The 24268-nt window shown below is 44.5% G+C and carries 20 protein-coding genes and 1 pseudogene; 15 read left to right on the top strand and 6 right to left on the bottom strand.

Features of this window, described 5'->3' with window-relative positions; all coding sequences use genetic code 11:
- Window positions 1–86: 86 nt before the first annotated feature.
- Entirely contained in the window at window positions 87–3530 is a 3444-nt protein-coding gene (locus IPL34_RS16895) for a pyruvate carboxylase (protein WP_296842667.1), read from the bottom strand.
- A gap of 408 nt (window positions 3531–3938) precedes the next feature.
- Window positions 3939–4268, bottom strand: coding sequence for a hypothetical protein (locus IPL34_RS16890; RefSeq protein WP_296842666.1), 330 nt, complete (start codon window positions 4266–4268; stop codon window positions 3939–3941).
- Window positions 4269–4714: 446 nt separating this feature from the next.
- On the opposite strand from IPL34_RS16890, the gene IPL34_RS16885 reads away from it, so the two are divergent.
- The 9 genes and pseudogenes from IPL34_RS16885 (at window position 4715) to IPL34_RS16845 (ending at window position 13934) form a co-directional block, all read left to right on the top strand.
- Window positions 4715–5839 (top strand): CHAT domain-containing protein, encoded by a 1125-nt coding sequence (locus IPL34_RS16885; RefSeq protein WP_296842665.1) that lies wholly within the window; start codon window positions 4715–4717, stop codon window positions 5837–5839.
- A 31-nt stretch (window positions 5840–5870) separates the two neighbouring features.
- Window positions 5871–6298, top strand: a pseudogene (tnpA, locus tag IPL34_RS16880) (IS200/IS605 family transposase).
- A 66-nt stretch (window positions 6299–6364) separates the two neighbouring features.
- Window positions 6365–6766: a hypothetical protein gene (locus IPL34_RS16875; RefSeq protein WP_296842664.1), complete on the top strand. Its 402-nt coding sequence runs from the start codon at window positions 6365–6367 to the stop codon at window positions 6764–6766.
- Window positions 6767–6813: 47 nt separating this feature from the next.
- Window positions 6814–7089, top strand: coding sequence for a hypothetical protein (locus IPL34_RS16870; protein ID WP_296842663.1), 276 nt, complete (start codon window positions 6814–6816; stop codon window positions 7087–7089).
- Window positions 7090–7095: 6 nt separating this feature from the next.
- Window positions 7096–10722 carry an AAA family ATPase gene (locus IPL34_RS16865; RefSeq protein WP_296842662.1) on the top strand — a complete coding sequence of 1209 codons (3627 nt, stop codon included), beginning with the start codon at window positions 7096–7098 and terminating at the stop codon, window positions 10720–10722.
- A gap of 109 nt (window positions 10723–10831) precedes the next feature.
- Window positions 10832–11218 (top strand): lactoylglutathione lyase, encoded by a 387-nt coding sequence (gene gloA / locus IPL34_RS16860; protein WP_296842661.1) that lies wholly within the window; start codon window positions 10832–10834, stop codon window positions 11216–11218.
- Window positions 11219–11227: 9 nt separating this feature from the next.
- Entirely contained in the window at window positions 11228–12805 is a 1578-nt protein-coding gene (locus tag IPL34_RS16855; protein WP_296842660.1) for an ABC transporter permease subunit, read from the top strand.
- On the top strand, window positions 12792–13400 hold the full coding sequence (locus tag IPL34_RS16850) for an ATP-binding cassette domain-containing protein (RefSeq protein WP_296842659.1): 609 nt from the start codon (window positions 12792–12794) through the stop codon (window positions 13398–13400). Before IPL34_RS16855 ends, IPL34_RS16850 begins: the two co-directional genes overlap by 14 nt.
- A 111-nt stretch (window positions 13401–13511) precedes the next feature.
- On the top strand, window positions 13512–13934 hold the full coding sequence (locus IPL34_RS16845; protein ID WP_296842658.1) for a hypothetical protein: 423 nt from the start codon (window positions 13512–13514) through the stop codon (window positions 13932–13934).
- 101 nt (window positions 13935–14035) lie between these two features.
- On the opposite strand, the gene IPL34_RS16840 is transcribed toward IPL34_RS16845, so the two are convergent.
- The 3 genes from IPL34_RS16840 to IPL34_RS16830 all read right to left on the bottom strand — a co-directional run bounded on the left by IPL34_RS16840 (window position 14036) and on the right by IPL34_RS16830 (window position 18117).
- Entirely contained in the window at window positions 14036–15043 is a 1008-nt protein-coding gene (locus tag IPL34_RS16840; RefSeq protein WP_296842657.1) for a Fe(3+) ABC transporter substrate-binding protein, read from the bottom strand.
- 15 nt (window positions 15044–15058) lie between these two features.
- On the bottom strand, window positions 15059–15742 hold the full coding sequence (locus tag IPL34_RS16835; RefSeq protein ID WP_296842656.1) for a Fe2+-dependent dioxygenase: 684 nt from the start codon (window positions 15740–15742) through the stop codon (window positions 15059–15061).
- A 119-nt stretch (window positions 15743–15861) separates the two neighbouring features.
- Complete coding sequence (locus IPL34_RS16830; protein ID WP_296842655.1) at window positions 15862–18117, bottom strand: TonB-dependent siderophore receptor; 2256 nt, start codon at window positions 18115–18117, stop codon at window positions 15862–15864.
- A gap of 352 nt (window positions 18118–18469) precedes the next feature.
- On the opposite strand from IPL34_RS16830, the gene IPL34_RS16825 reads away from it, so the two are divergent.
- The 6 genes from IPL34_RS16825 (at window position 18470) to tolA (ending at window position 23890) form a co-directional block, all read left to right on the top strand.
- A complete protein-coding gene (locus IPL34_RS16825) occupies window positions 18470–20596 on the top strand; it encodes a TonB-dependent receptor (protein ID WP_296842654.1) in 2127 nt (708 codons plus the stop codon).
- Between the two features lie 9 nt (window positions 20597–20605).
- On the top strand, window positions 20606–21457 hold the full coding sequence (locus IPL34_RS16820) for a DJ-1/PfpI family protein (protein ID WP_296842653.1): 852 nt from the start codon (window positions 20606–20608) through the stop codon (window positions 21455–21457).
- A gap of 188 nt (window positions 21458–21645) precedes the next feature.
- Complete coding sequence (locus tag IPL34_RS16815) at window positions 21646–21798, top strand: hypothetical protein (RefSeq protein WP_296842652.1); 153 nt, start codon at window positions 21646–21648, stop codon at window positions 21796–21798.
- Window positions 21799–21810: 12 nt separating this feature from the next.
- A complete protein-coding gene (gene exbB, locus IPL34_RS16810) occupies window positions 21811–22245 on the top strand; it encodes a TonB-system energizer ExbB (RefSeq protein ID WP_296842651.1) in 435 nt (144 codons plus the stop codon).
- Window positions 22242–22619 (top strand): biopolymer transporter ExbD, encoded by a 378-nt coding sequence (locus IPL34_RS16805; protein WP_296842650.1) that lies wholly within the window; start codon window positions 22242–22244, stop codon window positions 22617–22619. The genes exbB and IPL34_RS16805 overlap by 4 nt, the downstream gene beginning before the upstream one ends.
- The gene (gene tolA / locus IPL34_RS16800) at window positions 22616–23890 is read left to right on the top strand and encodes a cell envelope integrity protein TolA (protein WP_296842649.1); all 1275 of its coding nucleotides are present in this window, start codon (window positions 22616–22618) and stop codon (window positions 23888–23890) included. The genes IPL34_RS16805 and tolA overlap by 4 nt, the downstream gene beginning before the upstream one ends.
- Window positions 23891–23961: 71 nt before the next feature.
- On the opposite strand, the gene IPL34_RS16795 is transcribed toward tolA, so the two are convergent.
- A complete protein-coding gene (locus tag IPL34_RS16795; RefSeq protein WP_296842648.1) occupies window positions 23962–24171 on the bottom strand; it encodes a (2Fe-2S)-binding protein in 210 nt (69 codons plus the stop codon).
- Between the last annotated feature and the right edge of the window lie 97 nt (window positions 24172–24268).

The following is a 24268-nucleotide window of genomic DNA, read 5'->3' as shown; positions in this document are numbered from 1 at the left end:
AATTCATTTAAGTAGTTTCTAATAGTCAGGAGAGAGGTTTACAGTAGGAGCAAGCTAATATGCTTGCTCCTATTAATTTTAGCTAGCTATTCAAACTCCACCACTAAATCACCCTGCTCCACCAACTCACCTGCTTTAAGGTGAATCGCTTTCACTTTGCCTGCAATAGGGGCGGTAATTGTGGTTTCCATTTTCATCGCTTCAATGACAAAGAGCGGGGTATTCACCTCGACTTCCTCACCAATATGCGCACTAATAGACGCTAAACGACCTTGTAAGGAAGTACCGATTTCTTTAGGCCCCGAAGCTTTACGATGAGTCGCTCTAGTCGGTTTCACTGACTTATCACGAATCATCACCGAACGAATTTGACCATTAAAATCAAAAGTCACGGTACACATACCATTCTCATCCGCTGGAGAACGATAGAGCATACGAATAATCAGCATTTTGCCCTGACCTAACTCAATCATTACTTCTTCATTGAGTTTTAAGCCATAGAAAAATACCGGAGTGGGAATATGACTAACTGAATCATATTCTTGCTGATGATTATAAAATTCGCGGAAAACGGCGGGATACATTTTATAAGACAAGAAATCCAAATAGCTTTGTTGCGCATTAAATTCTTGTTTAAAAGCTGCGTATTCCGCGTCTAAATCAACGGGTTTTAAATGATCATTAGGGCGACCTTGATTAGGCTTTTCACCTTTGAGAATAATATCGCTTAATTCAGCAGGGAAACCGCCGGGGATTTGGCCTAAGCCACCCTTAAATAAATCAATTACCGAATCAGGGAAAGCGATACTGCGTCCACGCTCCATCACATCCTGTTCCGTCATGCCATTAGAGGTCATATAAATCGCCATATCACCGACCACTTTTGAGGAAGGTGTAACTTTGACAATATCACCAAACATGCGATTAACCACCGCATAGTTTTCTTTGACCTCTTCAAACTTATGCTCTAAACCTAATGCAATGGCTTGAGGGCGTAAATTAGAGTATTGTCCCCCCGGAATTTCGTGATTATAGACTTCCGCTGTTCCTGCTTTTAGGCCGGATTCAAACGGATAATACATTTCACGCACGTCTTCCCAGTAATTAGCATAGCTATTTAATGACTTGAGATTAAAGGGTTGTTCGCGTGGTTGTCCCTCCATCGCTGCAATCAGAGAGTTTAAATTCACTTGTGACGTTAAGCCGGACATAGAGCTTAAGCAGCCATCGACAATATCCACACCTGCTTCAATGGCTTTAATTAAAGTAGCGGCTTGAATCGAGGCAGTATCATGAGTATGTAAATGAATCGGAATACTTACCGCTTCTTTTAAGGCAGTAATTAATTTAGTTGCAGCATAGGGTTTTAATAAGCCTGCCATATCTTTAACGGCGAGCATATGTGCACCCGCATCTTCTAATTGCCGTGCTAAATCTAAATAATATTGCAGGTTATATTTATAGCCCGGATCGGTACGTAATACGTCACCTGTATAGCAAATCGTACCTTCCGCAATTCCTCCGGTTCTTTCGCGTACTACTTGAATGGATTTACGCATACCTTCGATCCAGTTTAAGGAGTCGAAAATACGGAATACATCAATCCCTTGTTCCCACGATTTTTCAATAAAAGACTCAATGACATTATCAGGGTAAGCGGTATAACCTACTGCATTCGCACCCCTAAATAACATTTGGAATAAAATATTTGGAATCGCTTCACGTAATAATCTTAAACGCTCCCACGGACATTCATGTAAAAAGCGCATGGATACGTCAAAAGTCGCGCCCCCCCACATTTCCAGAGAAAACAATTGCGAATGGTTTTTTGCAAGCCCTTCCGCTACTTTGAGCATATCTTCAGTACGTACCCGTGTAGCTAATAGCGACTGGTGCGCATCGCGCATGGTGGTATCGGTATAGAAAATATTGGGTTGCTCTTTTACCCATTGGCAGAATTTTTCTGCGCCTAATTCATTGAGTTTGTCTTTTGTACCTTTAGGATAAGGAGCTAATTTATCAAAGGCTGGTACAAGCGGTTTGCGAAAATGCTTATTAGGGTCTGGGTTTTTAACGTCTGTATTACCATTAACCGTAATATTAGCAATAAACTTTAACGTTTTAGTGCCACGGTCAAAACGCTGAGTAATATTAAACAGTTCAGGGTGGTTATCAATAAAGGTAACAGTCGCATTACCCGCTGCGAAAGTGGGATGAGCTAATACATTTTCCAAAAAGCCGATATTGGTTTTTACCCCGCGAATCCGAAACTCGGTTAAGCCGCGTAAATTACGCCCAATCGCATCGCTTAAAGTGCGCCCCCATGAAGTGACTTTAACCAGCATGGAGTCAAAGAACGGCGATACTTTAGCCCCCGGATAGGCCGCACCCACGTCAAGACGAATCCCAAAGCCGCCCGTAGAGCGATACGCGATAATTGTACCGTAGTCGGGTTTAAAGCCATTCATCGGGTCTTCGGTCGTGATCCGGCATTGCACCGCATAGCCATTGCAGCGGATGGACTCTTGATTAGGAATATTGATTTCAGAGTCAGTGAGGCGTGTGCCACCCGCGATTAAAATTTGGCTACGAACAATATCAATTCCGGTGATTTGTTCGGTAATAGTGTGCTCGACCTGAACGCGTGGATTGACTTCAATGAAGTAAATATTTTCGTCTTTATCTAATAAAAATTCGACCGTACCCGCACACGAATAATCGACATAGCGTGTAATAGCGAGTGCGTATTTATACAGATTTTCGCGGGTTTCATCTTTAAGACCGGTACTCGGTGCGACTTCGACCACTTTTTGGAAGCGGCGTTGTACCGAGCAATCGCGCTCATATAAGTGGACTAAATTACCGTGTTCGTCGCCTAGAATCTGTACTTCGAGGTGTTTGGGGGAGTCGATGTATTTCTCAAGGAAAACCGTCGCATCACCAAACGCTTTGAGTGCTTCATTGCGTGCGTCGTTGTAGGCTCGCTCTAGTTCATCGCCTTTACGAATCACGCGCATCCCGCGCCCACCACCACCCGCAGCCGCTTTCATCATCAATGGGTAGCCAATGCGTTCAGCTTCAGACCTAGCAATGTCTAAGGTAGTGAGCGGGATTTTACTGTCTTCAATAATAGGTAAGCCTGCTGCAATGGCTATTGCTTTAGCGGCTACTTTATCACCGAGCTTTTCCATTGCTTCGGGTGCTGGACCGATGAATTTAATCCCTTCTTCGCGGCAACGGCGGGCAAAGGTGACGTTTTCCGATAAAAATCCATAGCCCGGATGAATCGCATCGACTTGATGACGCTTGGCAATATCAATAATGCCTTCAATGTCGAGGTAGGGTTTTAATGGCTCATCATCACGACCGATTTGATAGGCTTCGTCCGCTTTGTAGCGATGGGGTGAGAAGCGGTCTTCATAGGTATAAATGGAAACAGTGTTGAGTCGTAACTCAGCGGCAGCACGCAGGATACGAATAGCAATTTCGCCGCGATTGGCGACCAGTAGTTTCTTAATTTGCCGTGACATGGAGCGATCTCAGATAGAAACAAAGGTTTGAGTTTACCATTTGTCCCCTCATTGTGAAGGGGAACTGACTGAGAGATGATAAAATTGTTGCAATGCTAGGCTGTGTATCAGTGGAAATAGTGGCTGACGCTTCACGCTAACTTAATTATTTAAGAATAATGAGGGGCTATTTGGTGCTATAGGAGGTGAGCAGTACCGTACTCAGCTAAATTAATGAGTAGATACTGTGTTAAAGGTGAAAATCATGTGCGGTAGACTAGATCAGAATTTTTTGTGTCTAATGGGTTAATTCATAGATTGATCACAATACTATTAGTTATGTCTTTCTGGTTTTGCACTTCTTAAACAATAACCAGAAAGACAAAAACCTACTAGGCTAAATATAATGTGCCCTAATAAGCCTAGTATTTATCTGACATCGGTCAACTTAATCCAGAGTTCTACGCCATCATACCGATATTCCCAATGCCCAACACCTTCATGCCAATGCTTACTCTCACAGATTCTATTTATTTCCTTCACAATACCGTAAACATTACAATGCCCTGAAAAAGGATCTTCCCAGTTATACTCTTCGGGGATTTTCAGACCGTCTCGGCGCTTAATGATAACCCACTCGTAGTGGCTCCATGACTGAAGATAGGGGTGATCCCTATAAATGGTTTTTCCTGCTGTTTTATAATCAACTTCTTTATCGAACATTTTAGCAAGATCACTTGCAGCTTCCCACCATCCCATAATGACTCTCCTCTATTAGTTGTAGTACTGAGCAGTGTTTATATAAAAGGTAAATAACCTGCAAAGTGCAAAACCTCGATTTTGCTCCTTATTCAGCTAATGGGTAAGTTAGCCCTTTTTCAGATTTAATTACCTAAAATGAGTATCCCAAATATTCTAAACCTAAACAATATTTATTTTTATTTCTTATATTATACCTAGGTTTAACTGTTTAAATATTTTATATTTAAATAGGGGGGTTAATAAATCAAACCGTATTTACTAAAAAAATTGGTGTTTTTTGCTTTTTTCAGAAGCTAACAATTGCACGCTTATAAGGTGTTTCTCATATTGTTTAAGTAAAAAGAAATTTTCCACCATGCAACCTCACTATTGGTGTACTCACCACTTGTCTGTGCTTTAAAAATTCTCCAAGATACTCTTTCCCGCTGCATTGAGTGTCTATTATGCCTAAAACACTGGTTTTTCTTGCTGCTAGCCCTGCCGATAAAGCCCGTCTGCGCGTTGATAGTGAAGAGCGCGAAATTGAAGCTGAATTACAACGCTCTAAATTACGTGATGAGTTTGTGACGATTTATCAGCCTGCCCTACGGTTTGATGATTTGCTGCATGTATTGCGCGAGCAAAAGCCTTATATCGTACATTTTTCAGGGCATGGTGAGGGTGGAATGGGGTTGGTTCTGGAGGATGAACAGGGTAAGGCTAAGTTTTTGGAGAATGAGGTACTCACAAACATCTTTGAGCAACTCAAGGGGCATACCCATTGCGTAGTGCTCAATGCTTGTTATTCCGAGGTGCAGGTATTAGCTATTGCTCAGCATGTACCCTATGTGGTGGGGATGAATGCGCGAGTGCCGGATAGGGTAGCGGTGGAGTTTGCGCGTCAGTTTTATGCGGGATTGGGAGCGGGGGAAACCCTAGAGCAAGCGTTTCATTGGGCAAAAGTGGCATTGCTAGGGATGGATCAGTCGGGGGCGCAGATTCCCGTGTTGTATAAGGACGGCAAACCTTTAGAGACGCATGAGTCTAAAGTGCTGGCTCCTAAGCAACGTAGTTTTGTGGAGCGCATTTTTAGTGATTATGTGGAGTTGAATCGTCCGGTGCTGATTTTGGCACAAGAGGGTTTTCAGACTCAGCACTATATTCAAGCGCTAAAGGATAAAGCCAAGACTAGATTTAAGGTATTGCATGTGTTTCCTCCGGCAAGTGATCAGGTGAGTGAGGCGGAGTATTTTGCTTATTTGGCGCGGCAGTGTGGTTTAGGTGAAGGGATTAGTAATAGCACTCAATGGTATTTAGCACTTAGTGAGCGTTTGATGCAGGGGCTGGAGTTGTTATTGCTAATTACAGGGTTTGAGAATGGGGCGGAGCAGTATCGGCGTAGCTTTGCGGGTGAGGTGCGTAATTTATTGGGGGCGTTTCCTCATGATTTGCACTTAATTATGTTTGGTGGGGAGCGTTTGGCGGCGATGAAGTTTGAGCAGGGGGCTTTATCGCTCTTGAATTTTATTAGTCCGTCTTCAAGGTTAAAACCACCGTCTTTAGACGGTCAGATTTATCTGCGATACTAGCTGGATGAAGGTTGGCATGAGGTCGTGAGAGATGGAGTATCGGTATGGAAGCCACACCGTCTACCGGATTGAGTATCACTTTGTATTTGTGACGAAATACCGCTATCCGGTACTGAAAGGGGATGTGGGGTTAAAGATACGGGAGTTGATCCGTCAAACCTGTCAAGCCTTTGAGATAGAAATAGTGAAGGGGTGGTGAGCAAGGATCATGTGCATTTGTTGTTATCGGTGCCACCGGAGCTAGCACCGAGCGAGATCATGCGCCGAATTAAGGGTCGAAGTGCGGCAAAAATCTTTGAAAGCTACCCGGATTTAAGAAAGCGGTATTGGGGACAGCATTTTTGGGCGCGGGGTTATTTTTGTGCGACTTCAGGGGAATTGAGTGCTGAGATGATTAAGGCGTATTTAGAGCATCACTTTGAACCGAGGTTAGAGGATAACTTTAAGACAGAAGGCTAGACGGGTCTATTCGACCCGTATCCGGACTTTAGTCCTTTTAGCGAACCCTTCAGCTTTAGCTGATGGTTGTTAAGTGATTATGAGGTGTTGCCAGAGCTGTGTATTGAGGATGTGAAAAAGCTTTATCAAGTGAGTGGTTTGTCTGATGAGGCTTTGTTAGCGATTTTAAAATTTGCTGGGCAGCATCCGCGTCTGGTGCAGTTATGCTTGCGTGAGGCGGTGAATGGTGGGGCGTGGGCGGAGGCGGTGCGCTATAGCTCGTTGCCGAGTAGTTTGTTTAGTCGGGTGCGTAGTTATCAGCGGCTGTGTGAGTATTTGGGGGAAAAGGATTTTAGGCTTGATATTTGGGCGGGCGATGCGGTGGAGCGTAGTTTGTATTGGCAAAATTTGTTAAAGCCGGAAAGGGGGCGGTTGGTGTGGCGCTGTGAGTGGTTGCGTGAGGTGGGTAGGGAGTTATTAGGGTGCTAGGATTGGGCTAGAATGAAGGTAAGCGAATTAGATAGAGGAGTTTAGTGATGGGTGTTGCTCAGAAAAAAGCGCAGGAGTTACATGCTGCTATTGATGATTTGACGCTGCCTGATATGGAGCAGGTGTTGGATTTTATTGCTTATTTAAAGAGTCGCTCGGTGAGGCGGGGTAGGAAATGGTCAACCGAGGCGGAGCGGCAGAGAGTGATGACTCGGGCGATTGATGCATTGGCGGAGCAAGGTGTGGCGGAGTTGTTTGGGAATGCTGGGGAGTGGCAGCGTGAGGTGCGCCAAGATAGACCTATGAAGCCGTTTGAGGGGTAGTGAGAAATGGTAGGGATGCTTAAGCGTTTGGGTGTGATGTGGGTCGTGTTTTGGGTGTGTTTGTTGCCTGTGCTTGGTTCTCAGACTAAGGGGGAGTCGCAGCAGTCAACTATTAGGATAGAAAGTGGTATAGGTATGACACGAGCTGACGTACTTAAGCAATTACTAGAAGACGATTTTATTACTTATGACACAGTTGCTTTGTTTGAATCCAATAGGTTAATAATTGGTTTAAATGATGGAACGATTCAGATATGGGATATGGAGCATGAGACACTGGAGCATACGTTGGCAACTCAAAGTAGTGTGTTATCTCTAGCATTGGATAAAAGTGGTCAGTTAGTAAGTGGCTCAGCTGATGGAGCAATTCAAATCTGGGATATAAAACGGGGTCTATTGAAACGTAAGTTGGTTGCTCAAGGTGGTGTGTTGTCTCTAGCGTTGGATAAAAATGGTCGGCTAGTGAGTGGTTCAACTGATGGAACAATTCAGATATGGGATATAGAAAAAAATAGCTTGATCAATACATTAAAAACACAACAAATGTGGCTAAAAACAATAGTCTTTGATGGGGGTAATAAGATAGCAATCGGCTCGATTGATGGAATAATTCAGATATGGGATATAGAAAAAAATAGCTTGATCAATACTTTAAAGGTTGAAAAAAACTGGCTGAAATCACTTGCTTTTAATAAAAGAGGAGAGCTAGCAAGCGGTTCAATTGATGGAACGATTCAGATATGGGATATAGATAGTGGACAGGTGAGGCACACATTAAAATCGTCAAGTAGTATTTTATCTTTAAGCTTTAATAATAAAAATATATTAGCAAGCGGTTCAATTGATGGAACGATTCAGATATGGGATATAGATAGTGGACAGGTGAGGCACACATTAAAATCGTCAAGTAGTATTTTATCTTTAAGCTTTGATGATGCAGGAAGAATGCTAATTTTAGCAAGTAATGGAGCCATTCAAGTATTAAATGTTATGAACAATAATATTCAGTTGGTTTTTAAAAAACCTGATGTTGATATACTTGGTTTTGAGGTTGAAAAAAATAATAGTAACAGTGGTTTATTGAAAAATGAGGATTATTTAGAGTCTATGATAGTTAAGTTAGAGGGAGATCCTTCTATTTTTTATACTGGAACTAACAATCTAAATATAACTCTTACAAATCATAGTGAAAAACCTATTTATAAACCCCAGCTAGTAGAAACTTTTAGTGAGGATAGTCTTTTTCACGTTATTCCTAATGATCAAAAACCTCTTCTTTTTGAAGAGAGGTACAATAGCCCTTCTATCATTGAAGTTGGTCAAAGTGCTAAAATTTCAGGCTCTGTGCTAGTGAATACACCTAAATTTGTAGCTACAGGAAAGTATGAGCTACCTATAAAAATTCAAGATTTTAGTGGGCATACTAAACTAGTTAAATTCAAGGTTGATTATAAGTCTTTAGATATAGAAATAAAAAGTGCATTTTTAGAAAATAATTTTTTTACAAGAAAAGGGGTTTTAACAGTTAAAATAGCAAACCTACGTATGGTAGAGTTAGATATGTTTGATTTTTATTTGCAAACACCTAGTGGAGCCTTAAGCTCTACTATAAAAATAATTGAGGTAGGTCAAAGTAGTGATGCCCAAACTACTGAAAATATAAAATTTGAAACTGATGAGATTTTCTCAAAAAAACAATTAGATAATTTAAAGCTTGAGCTACGCATTAGAAATTTTATAAATATGGGCAGATATGGAAGTCTACATTTTTATGGTAAGGATGCAGATTTACGTTCCTATGTATCTACTTTATACACAGAGTGGTATTTTGATATTAAAGTCAATGTTAGTTACTGGCTTTTGATTTCGCAAATTTCAGGTGTGATAGTACTAATCGTTAGTATATACTGGCTTTTTTTATTTATAAACCCTATTTCAACAGCTTTGAGTAGAAGACCTGTTGAGTTGATCACAATTCCATTTGATCAATTAACTAAAACAAAAAATTTATTAAGGTGGTCGGGGCGTTTTAGAAGAGTGCTAGATGACGCAGAGGTCAGCACCCAAACCTTTAGCCAAGCCCTAGACTTCGCCCAACTCACCCCAGAACAAAAAGCTCAAATCATCGCTAAACGTTTGGGAGCAAAACTAGAAAGAGTAGAAACCCCTCCCAACCTCCCCTTATCAAGGGAGGAGCAAGAAACCCAAAATCAAACCAATAGTGAGATACCTTCTTCTCTTCCACCCTCCCTTGATAAGGGGAGGGACGGGGAGGGGTTCTCTTTATTCACCCTAAAACTCCCCGACAATTTCATCTTAAACGTCAATCGCTTACTCCTCTACTTCCCTACTGTATCCACCGAGGACGTATTCACCACCCTACGTGCCATCCCCCAAGCTGAAGGACGCATTACCCTCATCATCAACACCGATGCAGCCTACCAACGCAAACTACTCAACACCACCCAAGACCGCAGCAATAAGTACGTAGCACCGCAAAGCAAACAACTCACCGCACTACTCCTCAGCCCCAAACCGGAAGCCGTACTTGCTAAAGTGTTGGCTGAACAGTTAGCCCTACAACAGCTATCCCCCTACCAAATCGGTGGCGGTGTCAATAAAGAAGCGATCTTCTTCGGTCGCCGTGAACTCATTGCTCAAATCATCAACCGTGACCCTGCTAATTACCTCATAGTAGGTGGACGGCAAATGGGCAAATCCAGCCTACTCAAAGCACTAGAGCGCCGTTATGCCGAAAATCCCCAAGTGCATTGCTGCTACTTATCCCTATCCAATGAAGTACTCATTCCACGCCTAGCTCACGCACTAAACTTAGACTCCGATACCGCTCCCGATTTTGCCGCACAACTCGAAGTACGTATTAAAAATGAGGGTAAGCGCTATATCTTCCTGATTGATGAAGCCGATTTATTCATTGAGCATGAGCAAGCTCAGGGCTATCCGATGCTGAGCGTATTTCGGCGCTTGAGTGAGCAGGGGCAGTGTAGCTTTATCTTGGCGGGCTTTTGGCAACTGTATCAGCATGCAGTATTAGACTATCAATCACCCTTACGCAATTTTGGCGCAGTACTGGAAGTCGGCGCATTAGAACAAGAAGCGTGTGAACAGTTAGCCACGATTCCTATGCAAACCCTCAATCTCAGCTATGCCAATCCGCAAATCATGCAACACATGATCAGCCAGTGCGGACAACGCGCCAATCTCATTGCCCATGTCTGCGATCAACTCATCCAGCAGCTACAGCCGAGCCAACGCATTATCGAGGTCGGCGATGTGCATCCGGTACTCACGGGGCGCGATTTGCAAAAACGTTTGGAAGGTTGGTCGGTGGGAATAGGGGAGCACGAGCAAGCTTATGATCGCCTAGTGGTGTATACCACCGTGCAACATGACAGTTTCACCACGGGCGAACTGATACAAACCCTAGAGCAGCAAAGTGTGCAATTCGAGAGTGCTGAACTAGAGCGCACGTTGTCGCGCCTTGAATTAGCCTTTGTATTGCGCCGTTTAGATAAACGTTGGGCGTATTGCGTACCGTTATTTGTCGAGCTGATGCGTGAGGACGACCTCACTATTAAGCGCGAGCGTGAATGGCGTAGATGGCAAACCTAGTCAGAGCAAACTCTCAACCAGCACAGGCTATCTAAAGTGAATTAGAGCTTTAGGCGTCAGAGTGCTATCTTAAAGCCCCTCGTTGATCTGCTTCAAAGGATGCAACCTTATGCGCATTTTACACACTATGCTTCGTGTCGGTGATCTAGACCGTTCAGTAAACTTTTATACGCAAGTACTCGGTATGCAAGAGCTACGTCGCCAAGACTATCCAGCGGGTGAGTTTACCTTAGCATTTTTAGGCTATGGCGATGAAGCTAATAATACTGTGCTGGAACTCACCTATAACTGGGGCGTGAGTAGCTATGAAAAGGGCACGGCTTATGGACATATGGCGTTTGAGGTCGATGATGTGTATGCCGCCTGTGAGCAAATGAAAGCACGCGGTGCAAAAATCCTACGCGAAGCAGGGCCGATGAATGCAGGTAAAACCATTATTGCTTTTATCGAAGACCCCGATGGTTATGCCATAGAACTAATCGGTAAAAAGCATTAAACACTAGGTATGCCAACGTTATTCAGAGAGCTAGGCCTATTAGCTTTACTAAGTCTAGTGAGCCTTACCTTCCTCGCCTTTTATGGCCTAATGCGTTTTAGCTCCGGTGCAACCCTTGCCTTACTAACTGATCCCTATATTCAAGGCATAGTGTGGTTTTCGATTAAGCAAGCCGCCTTAAGTGCAGTGTTGTCAGTGCTTCTTGGTTATTTGCTTGCACGAGCGGTGTATTATTCCCCTTGGCTCAAAGGACGAGCTGCGTTTTTGAGCCTATGCCTACTCGCTTTTGTGATGCCTACCTTGGTACTCATTACCGGATTAGTAGCGCTATTAGGGCGCAATGGTTGGCTTAGTCCTTGGTTAGGCGCTGATTGGAACTTATATGGATTGCAGGGGATTTTACTAGCGCATTTATATCTCAATATTCCCTTTGTGATTCGCGCTGTGGTGATGCAACTCCAAACTATCCCAGAGAGTAGTTGGCGCTTAGTCCTGCAATTAAAGCTGAGTGCTTGGCAACAATGGCGTTATATCGAGCTACCGAGCGTGCTAGGGCGTTTGATGGTATTGGCAGGGTTTGTATTTGTACTGTGCTTTAATAGCTTTGCTGTGGTGCTAGCTTTAGGCGGTGGCCCGCAAGCGACTACTTTAGAAGTCGCTATTTATCAAGCACTTAAGTATGACTTTAATATAGCCGAAGCGCTCACTCTGGCATGGCTACAATTTAGCATGGCGGGGCTATTGTTTGCCTTATTAGCCCGTTTTAGTTCGGGGGCGTGGTTATCACCAGATACGGGAGTGCAGCGTTATTTGCCTAGCGCTCAGCCTTGGGCGCGTAGGTTTTATACTTTTATTTATGGTTTAGCGTGGGTAGCGCTGTTATTGCCGATTTTGACCTTAGTGGTTGAAGTACTGAGTTTAGAGGCGGGACGTTGGCAATTAATGGTCTTAGTAAAACCTACCTTAGTAACCTTAGGCTTAGCTTTAGCGAGTGCTTTGAGTGCGGTCATACTGGCTTATTTAGTTTTGATTCCAGTACGTAACGCTATTCTAAAACAACAACGCACTTATTGGCTGTGGGAGTGGTTAGCACTCCATACTTTAGTCGCGCCTGCAATGGTGTTGTCGGTAGGGCTATATATTTTAGTGGTGCGTCATATTGCATTAGAAGATTGGGGCTTAGTCTGGGTGGGTATCATTAATACGGCTTTATTAGTCCCCTTTGCGGTGCAGCAATTAAAGCCGCGTGTGCTGCAATGGGACGCACAATACGAACGTATGGTATTGAACTTAAAACTCTCATGGCGTGAGCGCTTAATGATTGAATGGCCTTGGTTACGCAGTACCTTAGGAGCCGCCGCTGTATTAGTGATGCTGTTGGCGATGGGAGAAGTATCTATTTTTGCTATTTTTGGCACTGAACAGGCGCTGAGTTTGCCGTGGTTGATTTATAGCTATGCTAGTACTTATCGCTTGCCAGAAGCAGCACTCGCCTCCTTAGTATTATTAGTGTTATGCGGAATAATTGTGTGGGGGTGGGAAGCGATGCGTCTCAAAGAAGCTAGGTTGAGCCATGCTAGTGATTAAACAATTACAAGTGCAGCGTGGCAAAACGCTATTGCATTACGATCTCACTATTCCTAGCGGCAAAATCATTACCCTGCAAGGACGCAGCGGGGTAGGCAAGACTACCTTATTATTGACGCTTGCTGGCTTTGAACAGCCCGTAAGCGGGGACATCTTTTGGCAAGGTCAATCTCTTTTAAAGCTACCCGTGATCAAACGCCCTGTCACTATGCTCTTTCAGGAACATAATTTATTCGAGCATTTAAGTGTGGATAAAAATCTACATTTAGGATGGCATTCCAAAGATAAAGCTGAGCTAGAGTCGCGTTTACAACAGGCTTTAATACAATTAGAAGTGAGCGAACAACGCTATAAAATGCCCGCGCAATTATCAGGTGGTCAACGTCAAAGAATTGCTCTGATTCGGACCTTATTAAGACCCGAACCCTTAGTGTTATTAGATGAGCCATTTGCGGAACTCGACTCTAAAAGCCGTGTCTTAGCAGCGGACTGGGTGCGTGAACAAGCACAGTCGCAAGGCAAAACGGTATTGCTCGTTACACATCAACAAGAGGATGTAGAACGTATGGGGGGCGAGACGTTTATACTAGGCTAATTGCTTCATTACTGAGCAGTGGCGTAGTCAAAAGTGCTATGTTAAGATGCGCCATTATTATTACTAATTGATAACAATATAAACTTAATAAAACAGGGTCTAATTACTATTATGAAAAAACAATTATTAGTGGCTTTAATGTTTGGGGTTTCAACGTTGGCGGCTTGTGGTGGTTCATCCGAAGCTCCCAAAGCACCAGAAACAAAACCAGCAGCTAGTGCACCTGCTACTCCTGCTCCAGCAGCTAGTGCTCCTGCCGCTACACCCGCTCCCACACCTGCGCCTGCTACTCCAGCCCCTGCTCCTGCACCCGCTGCAACAGGACCACTTGCAGATTTAATTAAAGCGACCTGTGAGTGTACAACGCCAGAATGTGGCACTAAAGCTATGAGCGATCTAGTCGCTTTAGGTAGTGCAGGTACTGCCATCGACTTACAAAGCCCAGACCTCGCTAAATTCAGTGAGTGCATCATGGCAACAGGTATGGATAAGAACGAATTTATTAGCAAAATGCGTCAATTACGCCAGCAATAAATAAAGCCTGAATGATGATAAGGGCAAATGAGTGTATTTGCCCTAGTGAGATCGTAGAGGCAATCCTAGATGATTGCCCTATCAAGAGACAATAAATATCCCTATCTCCAACCCGCTTGATCCATCAATTTAACTGCCGTCTGATTGTATTTACCTAGCTCACCCAAATTCAGGGTATCGGCTTTAAAATTGCCCCATGATTGTAGTTGAGCACTGGTTAGCGCTTTATTTGTGACTGGATATTCACCATTCACGGTTGAATACCAACGCTGCGCATCATCTAAAGTCATATATTCCAATAACTTAATGGCATTCGCTTTATTTGGAGCTGAAGTAGTGATACCTGCACCACTGATATTAATATGCGTACCGGTAGTACTTTGATTAGGCCAGATGAGTCCCGCTTTAGTCGCGGCTGCTTTTTGACTGCTATCACCACCAAAGAGCATTTGGGCATAGTAGTAAGTATTACCCAGCGCTATATCACACTCACCCGCAGCTAGCCCTTTGATTTGATCACGATCACCACCGGAAGGGGGGCGGGCAAAATTTTGCACTAAACCTTTAACCCATTGACTCGCTTGAGCCTCACCCTGATGGGCAATCATCGAGGCGACTAGGGATTGATTGTAGATACTATTAGAGGAGCGCACACAAATGCGCCCTTTCCATTTTGCTGCCGTTAAATCCTCATAGCTCTTAATTTCATTAGGGTTCACCCGTCCCTTGGCGTAGAAAATCACCCGCGCCCGCGAAGTTAGCCCAAACCAACGCTTAGCCGGATCACGTAAATAGGCGGGAATTACTTGTTGTAAACGCGGTGATTGAATCGGTTGAAGTACGCCATATTGTACTGCACGAGCCAAGCGCCCCGCATCTGCCATGATTAACACATCGGCTTTAGAGTTAGTCCCTTCACGTTTGAGGCGCTCTAACAGCGGATCATCATCACTGGTGACTAGGTTGACTTTAATTCCTGTATCTTTGCTAAACGCATTGAGTAAGGGCTTGATGAGCTGTTCTTCACGAGCCGAGTACACATTGACTTCATTAGCGAGTACTGAGGTACTGAATACAGTACTGGCTATTAATAAGCTGATGAAACGCATGATAATTAATTTCCTTTAGGTATCAGCCCAACGGCGCATTAGATTGTGATAGACCCCAGATAGGCGCACTACATTAGGGTGATTGAGTCCTGCTTCAGAGGCTAGGGTTTGAATGCTTTGATCAAGGTCATAAAGTAGGGCGCGTTCACCATCGTCACGCACCATACTTTGTAACCAAAAGAATGAGCTAATCCGCGCCCCACGAGTGACAGGCGTGACATGATGCAAACTGGTGGAAGGGTAGAGCACCAGATCGCCAGCGTTGAGCTTCACGCTTTGATTGCCATAGGTATCCTCAATAACCAGTTCACCGCCGTCATAATCATCGGGATTAGTCAAAAATAAAGTACAGGATAAGTCGGTACGGATGCGGACAATCGTGCCCGGAATATGGCGAATCGAGTTATCCACATGCGTGCCAAAATGCCCGCCGTCTTGATAGCAATTAAAAAGCGGTGGGAAGATTTTGAGCGGTAACGCGGCGGCGATGAAGGTAGGGCATTGCACCAAGGCATCAAGAATAAAATCACCCAAAGCGCGAGCGATGGGGCTGGATTCAGGTAGTTGGTGATTGTATTTGGCTTGGGCGGATTGTTGCCCGGCGGTCGCCTTACCATCGACCCATTCGGCGCTTAATAATTGGTTGCGACAATAGTCGACTGCTTCAGGGCTGAGTACTTGGGGTAGGGTGAGTAACATAAGGTTGCATCCTTAAAAGATACTCTCTCGCTGTAGGACGAGAGAGTAAACAAGCCCAGTGAAACCGGACTCTGTGGAGCTAAGTGACAGAGTACTGAATCAAGGACATATGATGACTATTAGAAATCGTAGTTAAAGGTTACATTGACGGCACGCCCCGGAGCGACGTAGGTAAAGGGTGAACCACTACGATAAAGCGCTTCGTATATAGTCTCGTCTGTAGCGTTATTGACATTAAGTTGAGCCGTCAACTTTTTGGACAGTTTGTACTGTGCCATCAAATCTAAGCGATTCGAGGAGGGCAGTTCTCGGTCAGTGGTGGCGGCAAAGGCTCCACCTTTGATTTTGCCCGTATGCACGACCGTACCACCTACGGCAAGTTTAGGTGTGACTTGGTATTTAGTTTGTAGGCTAGCACTCTTGGCGGCAACGTTAGCCACTTCTTTACCAATGATAGTAGGATCGGCTGAGTGAGTTACTTCAGTATCCATATAGGTTAAGCCACCGGATAAATTGAGTTTGGGAGTGGGATTACCCGATACACCGAACTCAATTCCCTTGACACGAATAGCACCTGTTTGATGATAGGTAGTCACCGCACCCGCTCGTAAGGACTCAATTTTATTCTTTTTATCGGTTTGGAAAACGGCGGCACTTAAGGCTAGATTATCATTCGCCACATTCCATTTAGTGCCTAGTTCAATACTTTTGTTTTGTTCGGGTTTAAAGTCTTGAATAGCTTCGGTTAGACCCCCATAGGCAACATCACCCACGCCGTCATACATTTCACCGGGTAGGTTGGAGGAGGTACTGTAGGAGGTATACACACTAGCATTGGCTTTAGGCTTAAAGACTAAGCCTACATGACCATTAGTAAAGCCTCGATCATAGCGAGCTGAGCCAGTAGGTACTCCGGTAGCATAGTTAATAGGGTTATTGTGAATTTTGAATTGATCGTAGCGTAAGCCACCAAACAATTGCCATTGCTCGTTAAACTTGATGGTGTCCATGGCATAAAGAGAGCGTGATTGAGCCTTCAAAGTAGAGGCAAAATCACGGCGGGTGACGCTAGGTACACTCGTTGGCTTATTATTCGGGTTTTGAATATCGACCACTACCGTAGTAGATACATAGGGCTGATTACTAACCTCCTCGTTGCTAACATCAAAGCCGGCAATAATAGTATGCTCAGTATTACCGCTATGGCGTTCATGAGTTATCTGAGTGTTATTACCAATAATCTTATTCGTAAAACCACCGGATTTAGCACGCGATTGGACAGTACCTGCTGCGATATTCGCACCTTCTGGTGCACCTGCTACATAATCATTCGTGGTTTCACCAGCCCGCATTTTGCTGGTTAAGCGGGTATTATCAGAAAAATCGACTTGTAGCGTAGTTGTGAAAATATCGGCGGAGGTGTCTTGAAAGTCACGCCCTACAATACCGTAGAAATTATCGCGCTTGACATTGACGGGCCTATTAGTAGTGGGATCCCAAGGGTGTCCAAAGTCGGGAATAGATTCACCTTTTAAGTGATAATAGTCGACTAAAACACTCACTTTATCAGTGGCTTGGTAGTCTGCTGCGAATGCCAACCCTTTACGCTTATCAAACACCTCATTACGTCCCGCGACTTCAGAGTCTTGCACCATCACATTGGCTCGGACTTTTAGTTTATCGCTCAGCACACGGTTAGCATCTAGCGTGACACGTTTGTCATTGCCTACTGTGACCGAGCCTTTAGCGAAATGAGTACTTTGAGGTTTTTTACTAACGCTATTGACTGCTCCCCCTGTAGTGCCACGCCCTGCAAAAGTAGAGCTAGGACCTTTAGCAATTTCAATTTGTTCAGTATTGAATACTTCACGGGTAGTCACTCCCGGATCACGCAGACCATCAGTGAACAGGTCGTTACGGCTATCAAAACCACGAATGATAAAGCGATCACCTACTGCATTACCACCCTCACCTGTGCCTAAAGTAATACCCGGTTGAGAGCGCATCAGTTCTTTCAGCGCAGTTGTGCCTGAGTCTTTAAGCTGCTCTTTACCCACTACGGTAATGGTTTTAGAAACATTGAGGAGTGGTTCGGTGAACTTACTATTACCTGATTTATCAATCTTATACGGAGCTTCAGGGTCGGCATTAGGATTGGCAGCCGCAGCAGTGACAGGTTTGCGTTTGGCAGTAACAGTGACACCTTCTAGCATCTTTTCGCTAGTAACAGGGGTAGCGGACGTATCAGCCGCGTGACTGATAGGCATGAGCAATGTACTGCCTAGTGCTAATAAAGTACCCGAAGCCAAGGACACATGGCGTGAGGCTATTTGCGTGGTTGAACGCAAAGACAAGGGTTTGTGATCCAAACTCACCGTAGAAACTCCCAAAAGTTATACTGACTCAATTCGTTGTCTTTTTTATAATGAGAATGATTATTGTTAATGTCAATATTGAAATGAGAATTATTTTCAATTACAGTGTGTCGCCTTAGCCAGCTAACCCTAGATGCTGGAGCAACTATTTTTCCGTAGGATATTTTGCATCATGAAGTACTTTATAGTTCGTTAAAACTCAAGGCGTTATAAAACACAACTTATGCGTTATTTCACATAGTAAACTAATTCTATAGGGTATTATATCTATATAAATCAAATAATTATTGTTTGGTACAGAAAGTGCTGGACGTTAGACCATTTTCGGAAAGTCAGTAGTTTGAGGGGTCTAATGTTACAACGATCAAGTTTATATTCAGCCATTATCTTGGCTTGTTTATCTTTAAATGTATTTGCTGTGGATGAGGTGACTGCACTTCAGGGAGTTACCGTCTTAGGCACTAAACCTGTGAATACCAGTGCGGGTCAAGTTGATCAGTATATTGCTACAACCGCTGATAGTGCGACGAAAACACGGACCCCGTTAAAGAAAATTCCCCAATCGGTTCAAGTCGTTCCCAAAAAGTTAATGGACGATCAGCAAGTGCAATCAGTGGGTGAGGCATTGCAGAATGTCAGTGGAGTAGTCCCTAATCACATCGCCATTATACCCGCTTGGGAGTCTACGTTGGTGCGTGGCTTTGCAGCCGAGCATTTACAAGATGGCTCCAATCTCAATTACAATACGGGTGATCGAGAGAGCACTATTAATATTGAGCGCATAGAAGTCTTAAAAGGACCTAATGCCGTGCTTTATGGTGGAAATTCTGGCACTCCAACAGGGGGCGCGGTGAATTTGGTATCTAAACTACCCAGCGCTCAGAAAGCGACAAAAGTGGGTATTACGGTTGGTAGTCATGGTGTAGTTAAACCTACGTTTGATATTAACCAGCCTTTGAGTGAAAACGTACAATTACGTGTTACAGGCGAATACACGCGCTCTAAAAGCCCTATCGAACGCCTCAAGCGTGAAACCTATAACTTAAATCCCACACTAAAAATCAATTTTAATGATAAGACGGCGTTAGTGTTACAAGGTAAAACATCACGCTGGAAAGGGCAGGATTATCAAGGCTTACCCGCTACGGGGACTATTGCAGGTGATTTTAAAATTAATCGCCATTTATTTGTAGGTAATAGCGACCTTCCAGACTCTACTTCTGAGCTAGATAGTGTGACCGCTACTTTGGATCATCAATGGAATGACAGATGGTCATTTAGCACAAAAGTGCGTAAAGCTAATAGTGAGTTTGATGAAAAAGGTCAAACGTTAGTGGGGGCTGATGGGTTTGTTGCTAATAAACCTAGTGCTGGTTCGGTGTGGGGCATGACTAATGTTAATTTGTACCAACAACAAGAAGATGTCAGCGTGACTGCCGAACTTAAAAGAGAGTTCACAACCCCAAAAACGCAAACCCATTTAGTGTTAGGAGCTGAGCATAGTACTTTAGACGATGATGGGTTTATGGATACTGATGGTTTTGCTGCGGTTGATCTCACTAATCCCACTTTTTCTTTACCCTATACTGACCCGAATACTGCGTTTCGTTGGTCTGGTAAAGTGGCTAATAAAACCTCAGGTGTCTATGCTCAAGCCCAACATAGTATGCATGATCGTGTGCATCTATTAGGGGGCGCTAAGTTAGCTAAGGTACAGGTGGGCTATGCCGATAACTTTGGCGCAGATGATCACACTCAAAAAACTAAAACCTTACCGCGTGCTGGTGTGGTCATTGATCTCAATAAGCAAGTATCTGCTTTTACCAGTTATAGTGAGGGGCTACGCGGTGTGGGTTGGGCAAACTACTCTGATACACCTCAACCTATTGAGTCTAAACAAAAAGAGTTAGGGTTTAAGTTTGGGGCTAATCAAAAACTATCAGGTTCTTTAGCTGCTTTTGAGATTGAGCGTAACCATACCACTATACCCGATCCTGCTACGGGGGGACTGACTTCTTTACCTAATGGGTCAGAACGCTCTAAGGGCGTTGAGCTGGATATGGTGTGGCAACCGACTGCAAATTTCAGTTTAACAGGAAGTTATGCCAATACCGACGCGGTATATACCAAAGCAGCAGGAACTATTCCAGCAGGGAATCAACTAGCGGGTGTGCCAGAGCATTCGGGGCGTGTTTGGGGTAATTATCAATTTAAGCAGGGTCGCGCTAAAGGTTTTAGTATGGGGGCGGGAGTGTATGCTCAGTCGGCTACTATGCTGACGGGCAGTAATGATTTCAAAGCACCTGCTTTTCATAAGTTTGATATGAAGTTTGGTTATGAGACTAAGCATTTTGAAACCGCATTGACGGTTAAGAATGTGACCAATAAGCAGTATTTTGAACGCTTTAACTATTTTGGTGGGCGGGTAGCTCCGGGTAGTGATCGAGCCATTTATTTTAGTGCAGCCCTTAAATTCTAGGAGCGTGTTATGCAAAATCGTCGTCATTTTATGGCTGGTACGCTAGGTATGCTCTTAGCGGGTGTCGGTAGTCGTTTATGGGCGGCTGAATCCGACAAAGCTACTCCTGCTGTAGTACCTGAAGCGCCAAAGGTGGATCATCAATCTAATCATAATCTATCGATGATGCCTGCTGATTGGACTAAGCCGGATCAGATTGCCATGTTGATTTATCCAGAATTTACGGCGCTAGATTTAATCGGACCACACTATATGTTTGCAGGTTTAATGGGGGCAACCGTGCATATTGTGGCGGCTACCCGTGAGCCTGTGACCAGCGATACTAAAGTCACTATTGTCCCTACGGCTACCTACGATGAAGTGCCACAAGATTTAACGGTATTGTTTATTCCGGGGGGCGGTGAATCGGTGATTAGAGCTTTGGAAGATGAAAAGTTGATGGCTTTTGTGCGAGATCGTGGCAGTAGAGCTAAATATGTCACCTCCACTTGTACTGGGTCGCTGATTTTAGCCGGAGCGGGTTTATTGCAAGGTTATAAAGCCACTTCGCACTGGGTAGCGCGTGAGGCATTGGTGGCAGGTGGCGCAACGCCTGTGAATGAACGCGTAGTGCGGGATCGTAATCGTATCACTGGAGCAGGTGTTACGGCGGGTATCGATTTAGGTTTATCCTTGATTGCTGAGTTGCGTGATACTTTTTATGCACAAAATATGCAATTACTGGCTGAGTATGCTCCCCAACCTCCTTTTAATGCAGGCACACCTGAAACCGCACCTAAAGAAGCCGTGCAACTCATGAGTAAGATGTTCACTGGGTATAATGACAAAGCTCAGGCAGCGATTAAAAAAGCTTTAGGGTAGTAACTTACTGATAAGGCTATCATTTAGTAGTTACACTTGTTACGCATCTAAATAGTTATGGTTATATCCCTTTAGATAATAATTCTCATTAATATTGAAATGAGAATTATTTTCAATTACAGTGTGTCGCCTTAGCCAGCTAACCCTAAACGCTGGAGCAACTATTTTTCTGTAGGATATTTTGCATCATGAAGTACTTTACATGGCTTTTGCTCATGGGCTTAACTGCCTGTAACAATGCCCATACCCCCGCCAATACGGCTGCCCCTGTGAAGCCCACGACCGAGTGCTTATCGCTCAATATCGCGGATTGTGCCGTCGTGCATTCCCCCGTGCGCTAGGAGCCGCCCTCGATGGAACTACTTAAACTGTACTTAGATCACGCCGTATTAGGTATTTTGGGCTTAATGAGCTTTATTATGCTGGCGCTAGTGATTGAGCGTTATATCTATTTCATGCGTATCAATCTGGACCATTTCAAGCATATTGAATTACTCAAAGTCGCACTTACACGCAACCTAACCGGTATTTCATCGGTCGGCTCTAATGCGCCCTATATTGGCTTATTAGGAACCGTGTTGGGTATCTTGGTCACGTTTTATGAAATGGGGCAGGGCGGCAAAATCGATGTCAATAGCATTATGGTGGGATTAGCGATGGCACTTAAAGCCACTGCCGCAGGGCTGGTGGTCGCTATTCCCGCGATGGTGTTTTATAACGGTCTATTGCGTAAAGTTGATGTCTTAGTCGGGCGCTGGACGGCACTGCAAGACGGGGTTAAAGCATGAAACGCTTTGATCAGATCAATATGATTCCGTTTATTGACATTATGCTAGTGCTACTCGCTATTGTGCTGACAACGGCAACTTTTGTGTCGCAGGGTTTAATTGAAGTGAATTTACCCGAAGCAGAGCGCATCACTGAAACGCGGGGCGATGAAGTACCGGTGCAAATTGCGATTAATGCTCAACATCAGCTTTTTATCCAAGAGGAAGCTATCGCCTTTGAGCAATTAATCGAGCGCTTAAATAGCTATCAAGAAGATGAAATGATTGTGCTGCGCATTGATAAAGGTGTTCCTTTCGAGCACTTTGTCAAGGTATTAGACGCTTTAAAGAGTCGTCCATTTAAAAACGTATCCATTCAAGCGCAACAACCATGAAATGGAATCAAGTCACAGGCTATGGATTATCCGCTGCCATTCATGCCGCTTTAGTAGTGTTCATTGTGCCTTTAGTGCTAGCTCAAAAGCCACCGGAGCCAGAACCAGAATTAGTGGCGATTGATTTAGCCATGTTCCAGCCCCCTCCAGAACCAAAGCCAGAACCTATTTCAGAGCCTACTCCTGAACCCGTGCTAGAACCAACGCCCGTTCCAGAGCCTATTCCAGAATCGGCACCGGAACCGGAGCCTCCTAAACCAAAACCCGCCCCAGAGCCGGAACCGCCCAAGCCGGAACCAAAACCGGAACCGAAAAAAGTGGAGCCACCTAAACCAGAGCTAAAACCGGAGCCTAAAAAGGTAGAACCACCCAAACCAGAGCCAAAACCGGAGCCTAAAAAGGTAGAACCACCGAAACCGGATCGTGCCGCTGAATTGCAGCAACAAGCGCTAGTGGCTAAACAAAAAGCGGAACAAGAGCGTATTAAACAAGCAGCTTTAAAACGTTGGCAAGCAGAACAAGAGCGTAAACAACGTGAAGCCGAACAACGTGCAGCACAGGCTCGCCAACAAGCGGAGCAAGAGCGCATTCAAGCCGCCGCGCGTCAACGCTGGGAAGCCGAACAAGCCCGTAAACAGCGCGAGGCTGAATTAGCACGACAAAAAGCGGAGCAGGAACGTATTCAAGCCGCCGCGCGTAAAAAATGGGAAGCTGAGCAAGTACGTAAACAGCGTGAAGCTGAAGCCATGCGCCAACAAGCGGAACAAGAGCGTGTTCAAGCCGCCGCCCGTAAGCGCTGGGAAGCCGAACAAGCCCGTAAACAGCGTGAGGCAGAGCAAGCGGCTGCCCAAGCTAAAGCAAGAGCTGAGCAAGCCCGTCAACAAGCCGAAGCTCGTAAGCATTGGGAAGCTACCCAAGCCGCAAAAGCTATCCAAGCCTCTAAGCCGAGTGATGCAACCCTAGGCGGTGAGTCTGAGGTGGTAAATAGTAATCCATTGATTAGTAGTCCGCGCTATCGTACTCCACCTACTCAACCCCCTTATCCACGTCGTGCTCAGGAAGAGGGTTATGAAGGCACTACGATTGTAGAGGCACAGCTTGATACCAGTGGTAATGTCAGTTTAGTGAAAGTCCATCAATCTTCTGGGCATAGCGTATTAGATAGTGCGGCATTAGGGGCAGTTAAAGCATGGAAATTTGAGCCAGCTCGCAAGAATGGTCAGGCAGTACGTTCACGCGTGCGTGTGCCGGTGCATTTTAGATTGACTTGAGTGAGTAGATGACGAGGAGTACGGTTATTAGTACTCCTTGGCTTTGAATATTATCTTGGAAAAATAGAGTCTTAGGCAAAAGCAATGCCTAGATCGTTGGCAGAGTAAATGCTTTGTTCTTGAGTGGCTTCATCAATAATTTGGCGTGCCATACACTGGCAACGTCCACAGCAGGAGGCTACTTTCAACTGGCAGCACACTTTATCAAAAGTATCATGACCTTGAGCTATTGCTTTTTTAATATCACGGTCAGTTACCGCATTACAAACGCACACATACATATTAAGCTGTACCTGTAAATGAGATTGATTCGTATTTATAGGTCAATCATAAAGGCTCTTACTTACCAAAGCAAGTAATCCTGATGTAATAGCGTCA

It is taken from the genome of Thiofilum sp. (genome assembly GCF_016711335.1).
Classification (GTDB): domain Bacteria; phylum Pseudomonadota; class Gammaproteobacteria; order Thiotrichales; family Thiotrichaceae; genus Thiofilum.
The sequence above is the reverse complement of the archived record's forward strand: the minus strand, read 5'-3'. Positions and strand labels throughout refer to the sequence as shown.

What these genes read in the sequence shown, in the direction of transcription:
- IPL34_RS16820 (WP_296842653.1), top strand. Translation starts at nt 20,606, where the DNA reads ATGCAAAATCGTCGTCATTTTATGGCTGGTACGCTAGGTATGCTCTTA.
- IPL34_RS16825 (WP_296842654.1), top strand. Translation starts at nt 18,470, where the DNA reads ATGTTACAACGATCAAGTTTATATTCAGCCATTATCTTGGCTTGTTTA.
- IPL34_RS16845 (WP_296842658.1), top strand. Translation starts at nt 13,512, where the DNA reads ATGAAAAAACAATTATTAGTGGCTTTAATGTTTGGGGTTTCAACGTTG.
- IPL34_RS16895 (WP_296842667.1), bottom strand. Translation starts at nt 3,530, where the DNA reads ATGTCACGGCAAATTAAGAAACTACTGGTCGCCAATCGCGGCGAAATT.
- IPL34_RS16805 (WP_296842650.1), top strand. Translation starts at nt 22,242, where the DNA reads ATGAAACGCTTTGATCAGATCAATATGATTCCGTTTATTGACATTATG.
- IPL34_RS16885 (WP_296842665.1), top strand. Translation starts at nt 4,715, where the DNA reads ATGCCTAAAACACTGGTTTTTCTTGCTGCTAGCCCTGCCGATAAAGCC.
- tolA (WP_296842649.1), top strand. Translation starts at nt 22,616, where the DNA reads ATGAAATGGAATCAAGTCACAGGCTATGGATTATCCGCTGCCATTCAT.
- IPL34_RS16890 (WP_296842666.1), bottom strand. Translation starts at nt 4,268, where the DNA reads ATGGGATGGTGGGAAGCTGCAAGTGATCTTGCTAAAATGTTCGATAAA.
- IPL34_RS16870 (WP_296842663.1), top strand. Translation starts at nt 6,814, where the DNA reads ATGGGTGTTGCTCAGAAAAAAGCGCAGGAGTTACATGCTGCTATTGAT.
- gloA (WP_296842661.1), top strand. Translation starts at nt 10,832, where the DNA reads ATGCGCATTTTACACACTATGCTTCGTGTCGGTGATCTAGACCGTTCA.
- IPL34_RS16795 (WP_296842648.1), bottom strand. Translation starts at nt 24,171, where the DNA reads ATGTATGTGTGCGTTTGTAATGCGGTAACTGACCGTGATATTAAAAAA.
- IPL34_RS16835 (WP_296842656.1), bottom strand. Translation starts at nt 15,742, where the DNA reads ATGTTACTCACCCTACCCCAAGTACTCAGCCCTGAAGCAGTCGACTAT.
- IPL34_RS16815 (WP_296842652.1), top strand. Translation starts at nt 21,646, where the DNA reads ATGAAGTACTTTACATGGCTTTTGCTCATGGGCTTAACTGCCTGTAAC.
- exbB (WP_296842651.1), top strand. Translation starts at nt 21,811, where the DNA reads ATGGAACTACTTAAACTGTACTTAGATCACGCCGTATTAGGTATTTTG.
- IPL34_RS16865 (WP_296842662.1), top strand. Translation starts at nt 7,096, where the DNA reads ATGGTAGGGATGCTTAAGCGTTTGGGTGTGATGTGGGTCGTGTTTTGG.
- IPL34_RS16850 (WP_296842659.1), top strand. Translation starts at nt 12,792, where the DNA reads ATGCTAGTGATTAAACAATTACAAGTGCAGCGTGGCAAAACGCTATTG.
- IPL34_RS16840 (WP_296842657.1), bottom strand. Translation starts at nt 15,043, where the DNA reads ATGCGTTTCATCAGCTTATTAATAGCCAGTACTGTATTCAGTACCTCA.
- IPL34_RS16855 (WP_296842660.1), top strand. Translation starts at nt 11,228, where the DNA reads ATGCCAACGTTATTCAGAGAGCTAGGCCTATTAGCTTTACTAAGTCTA.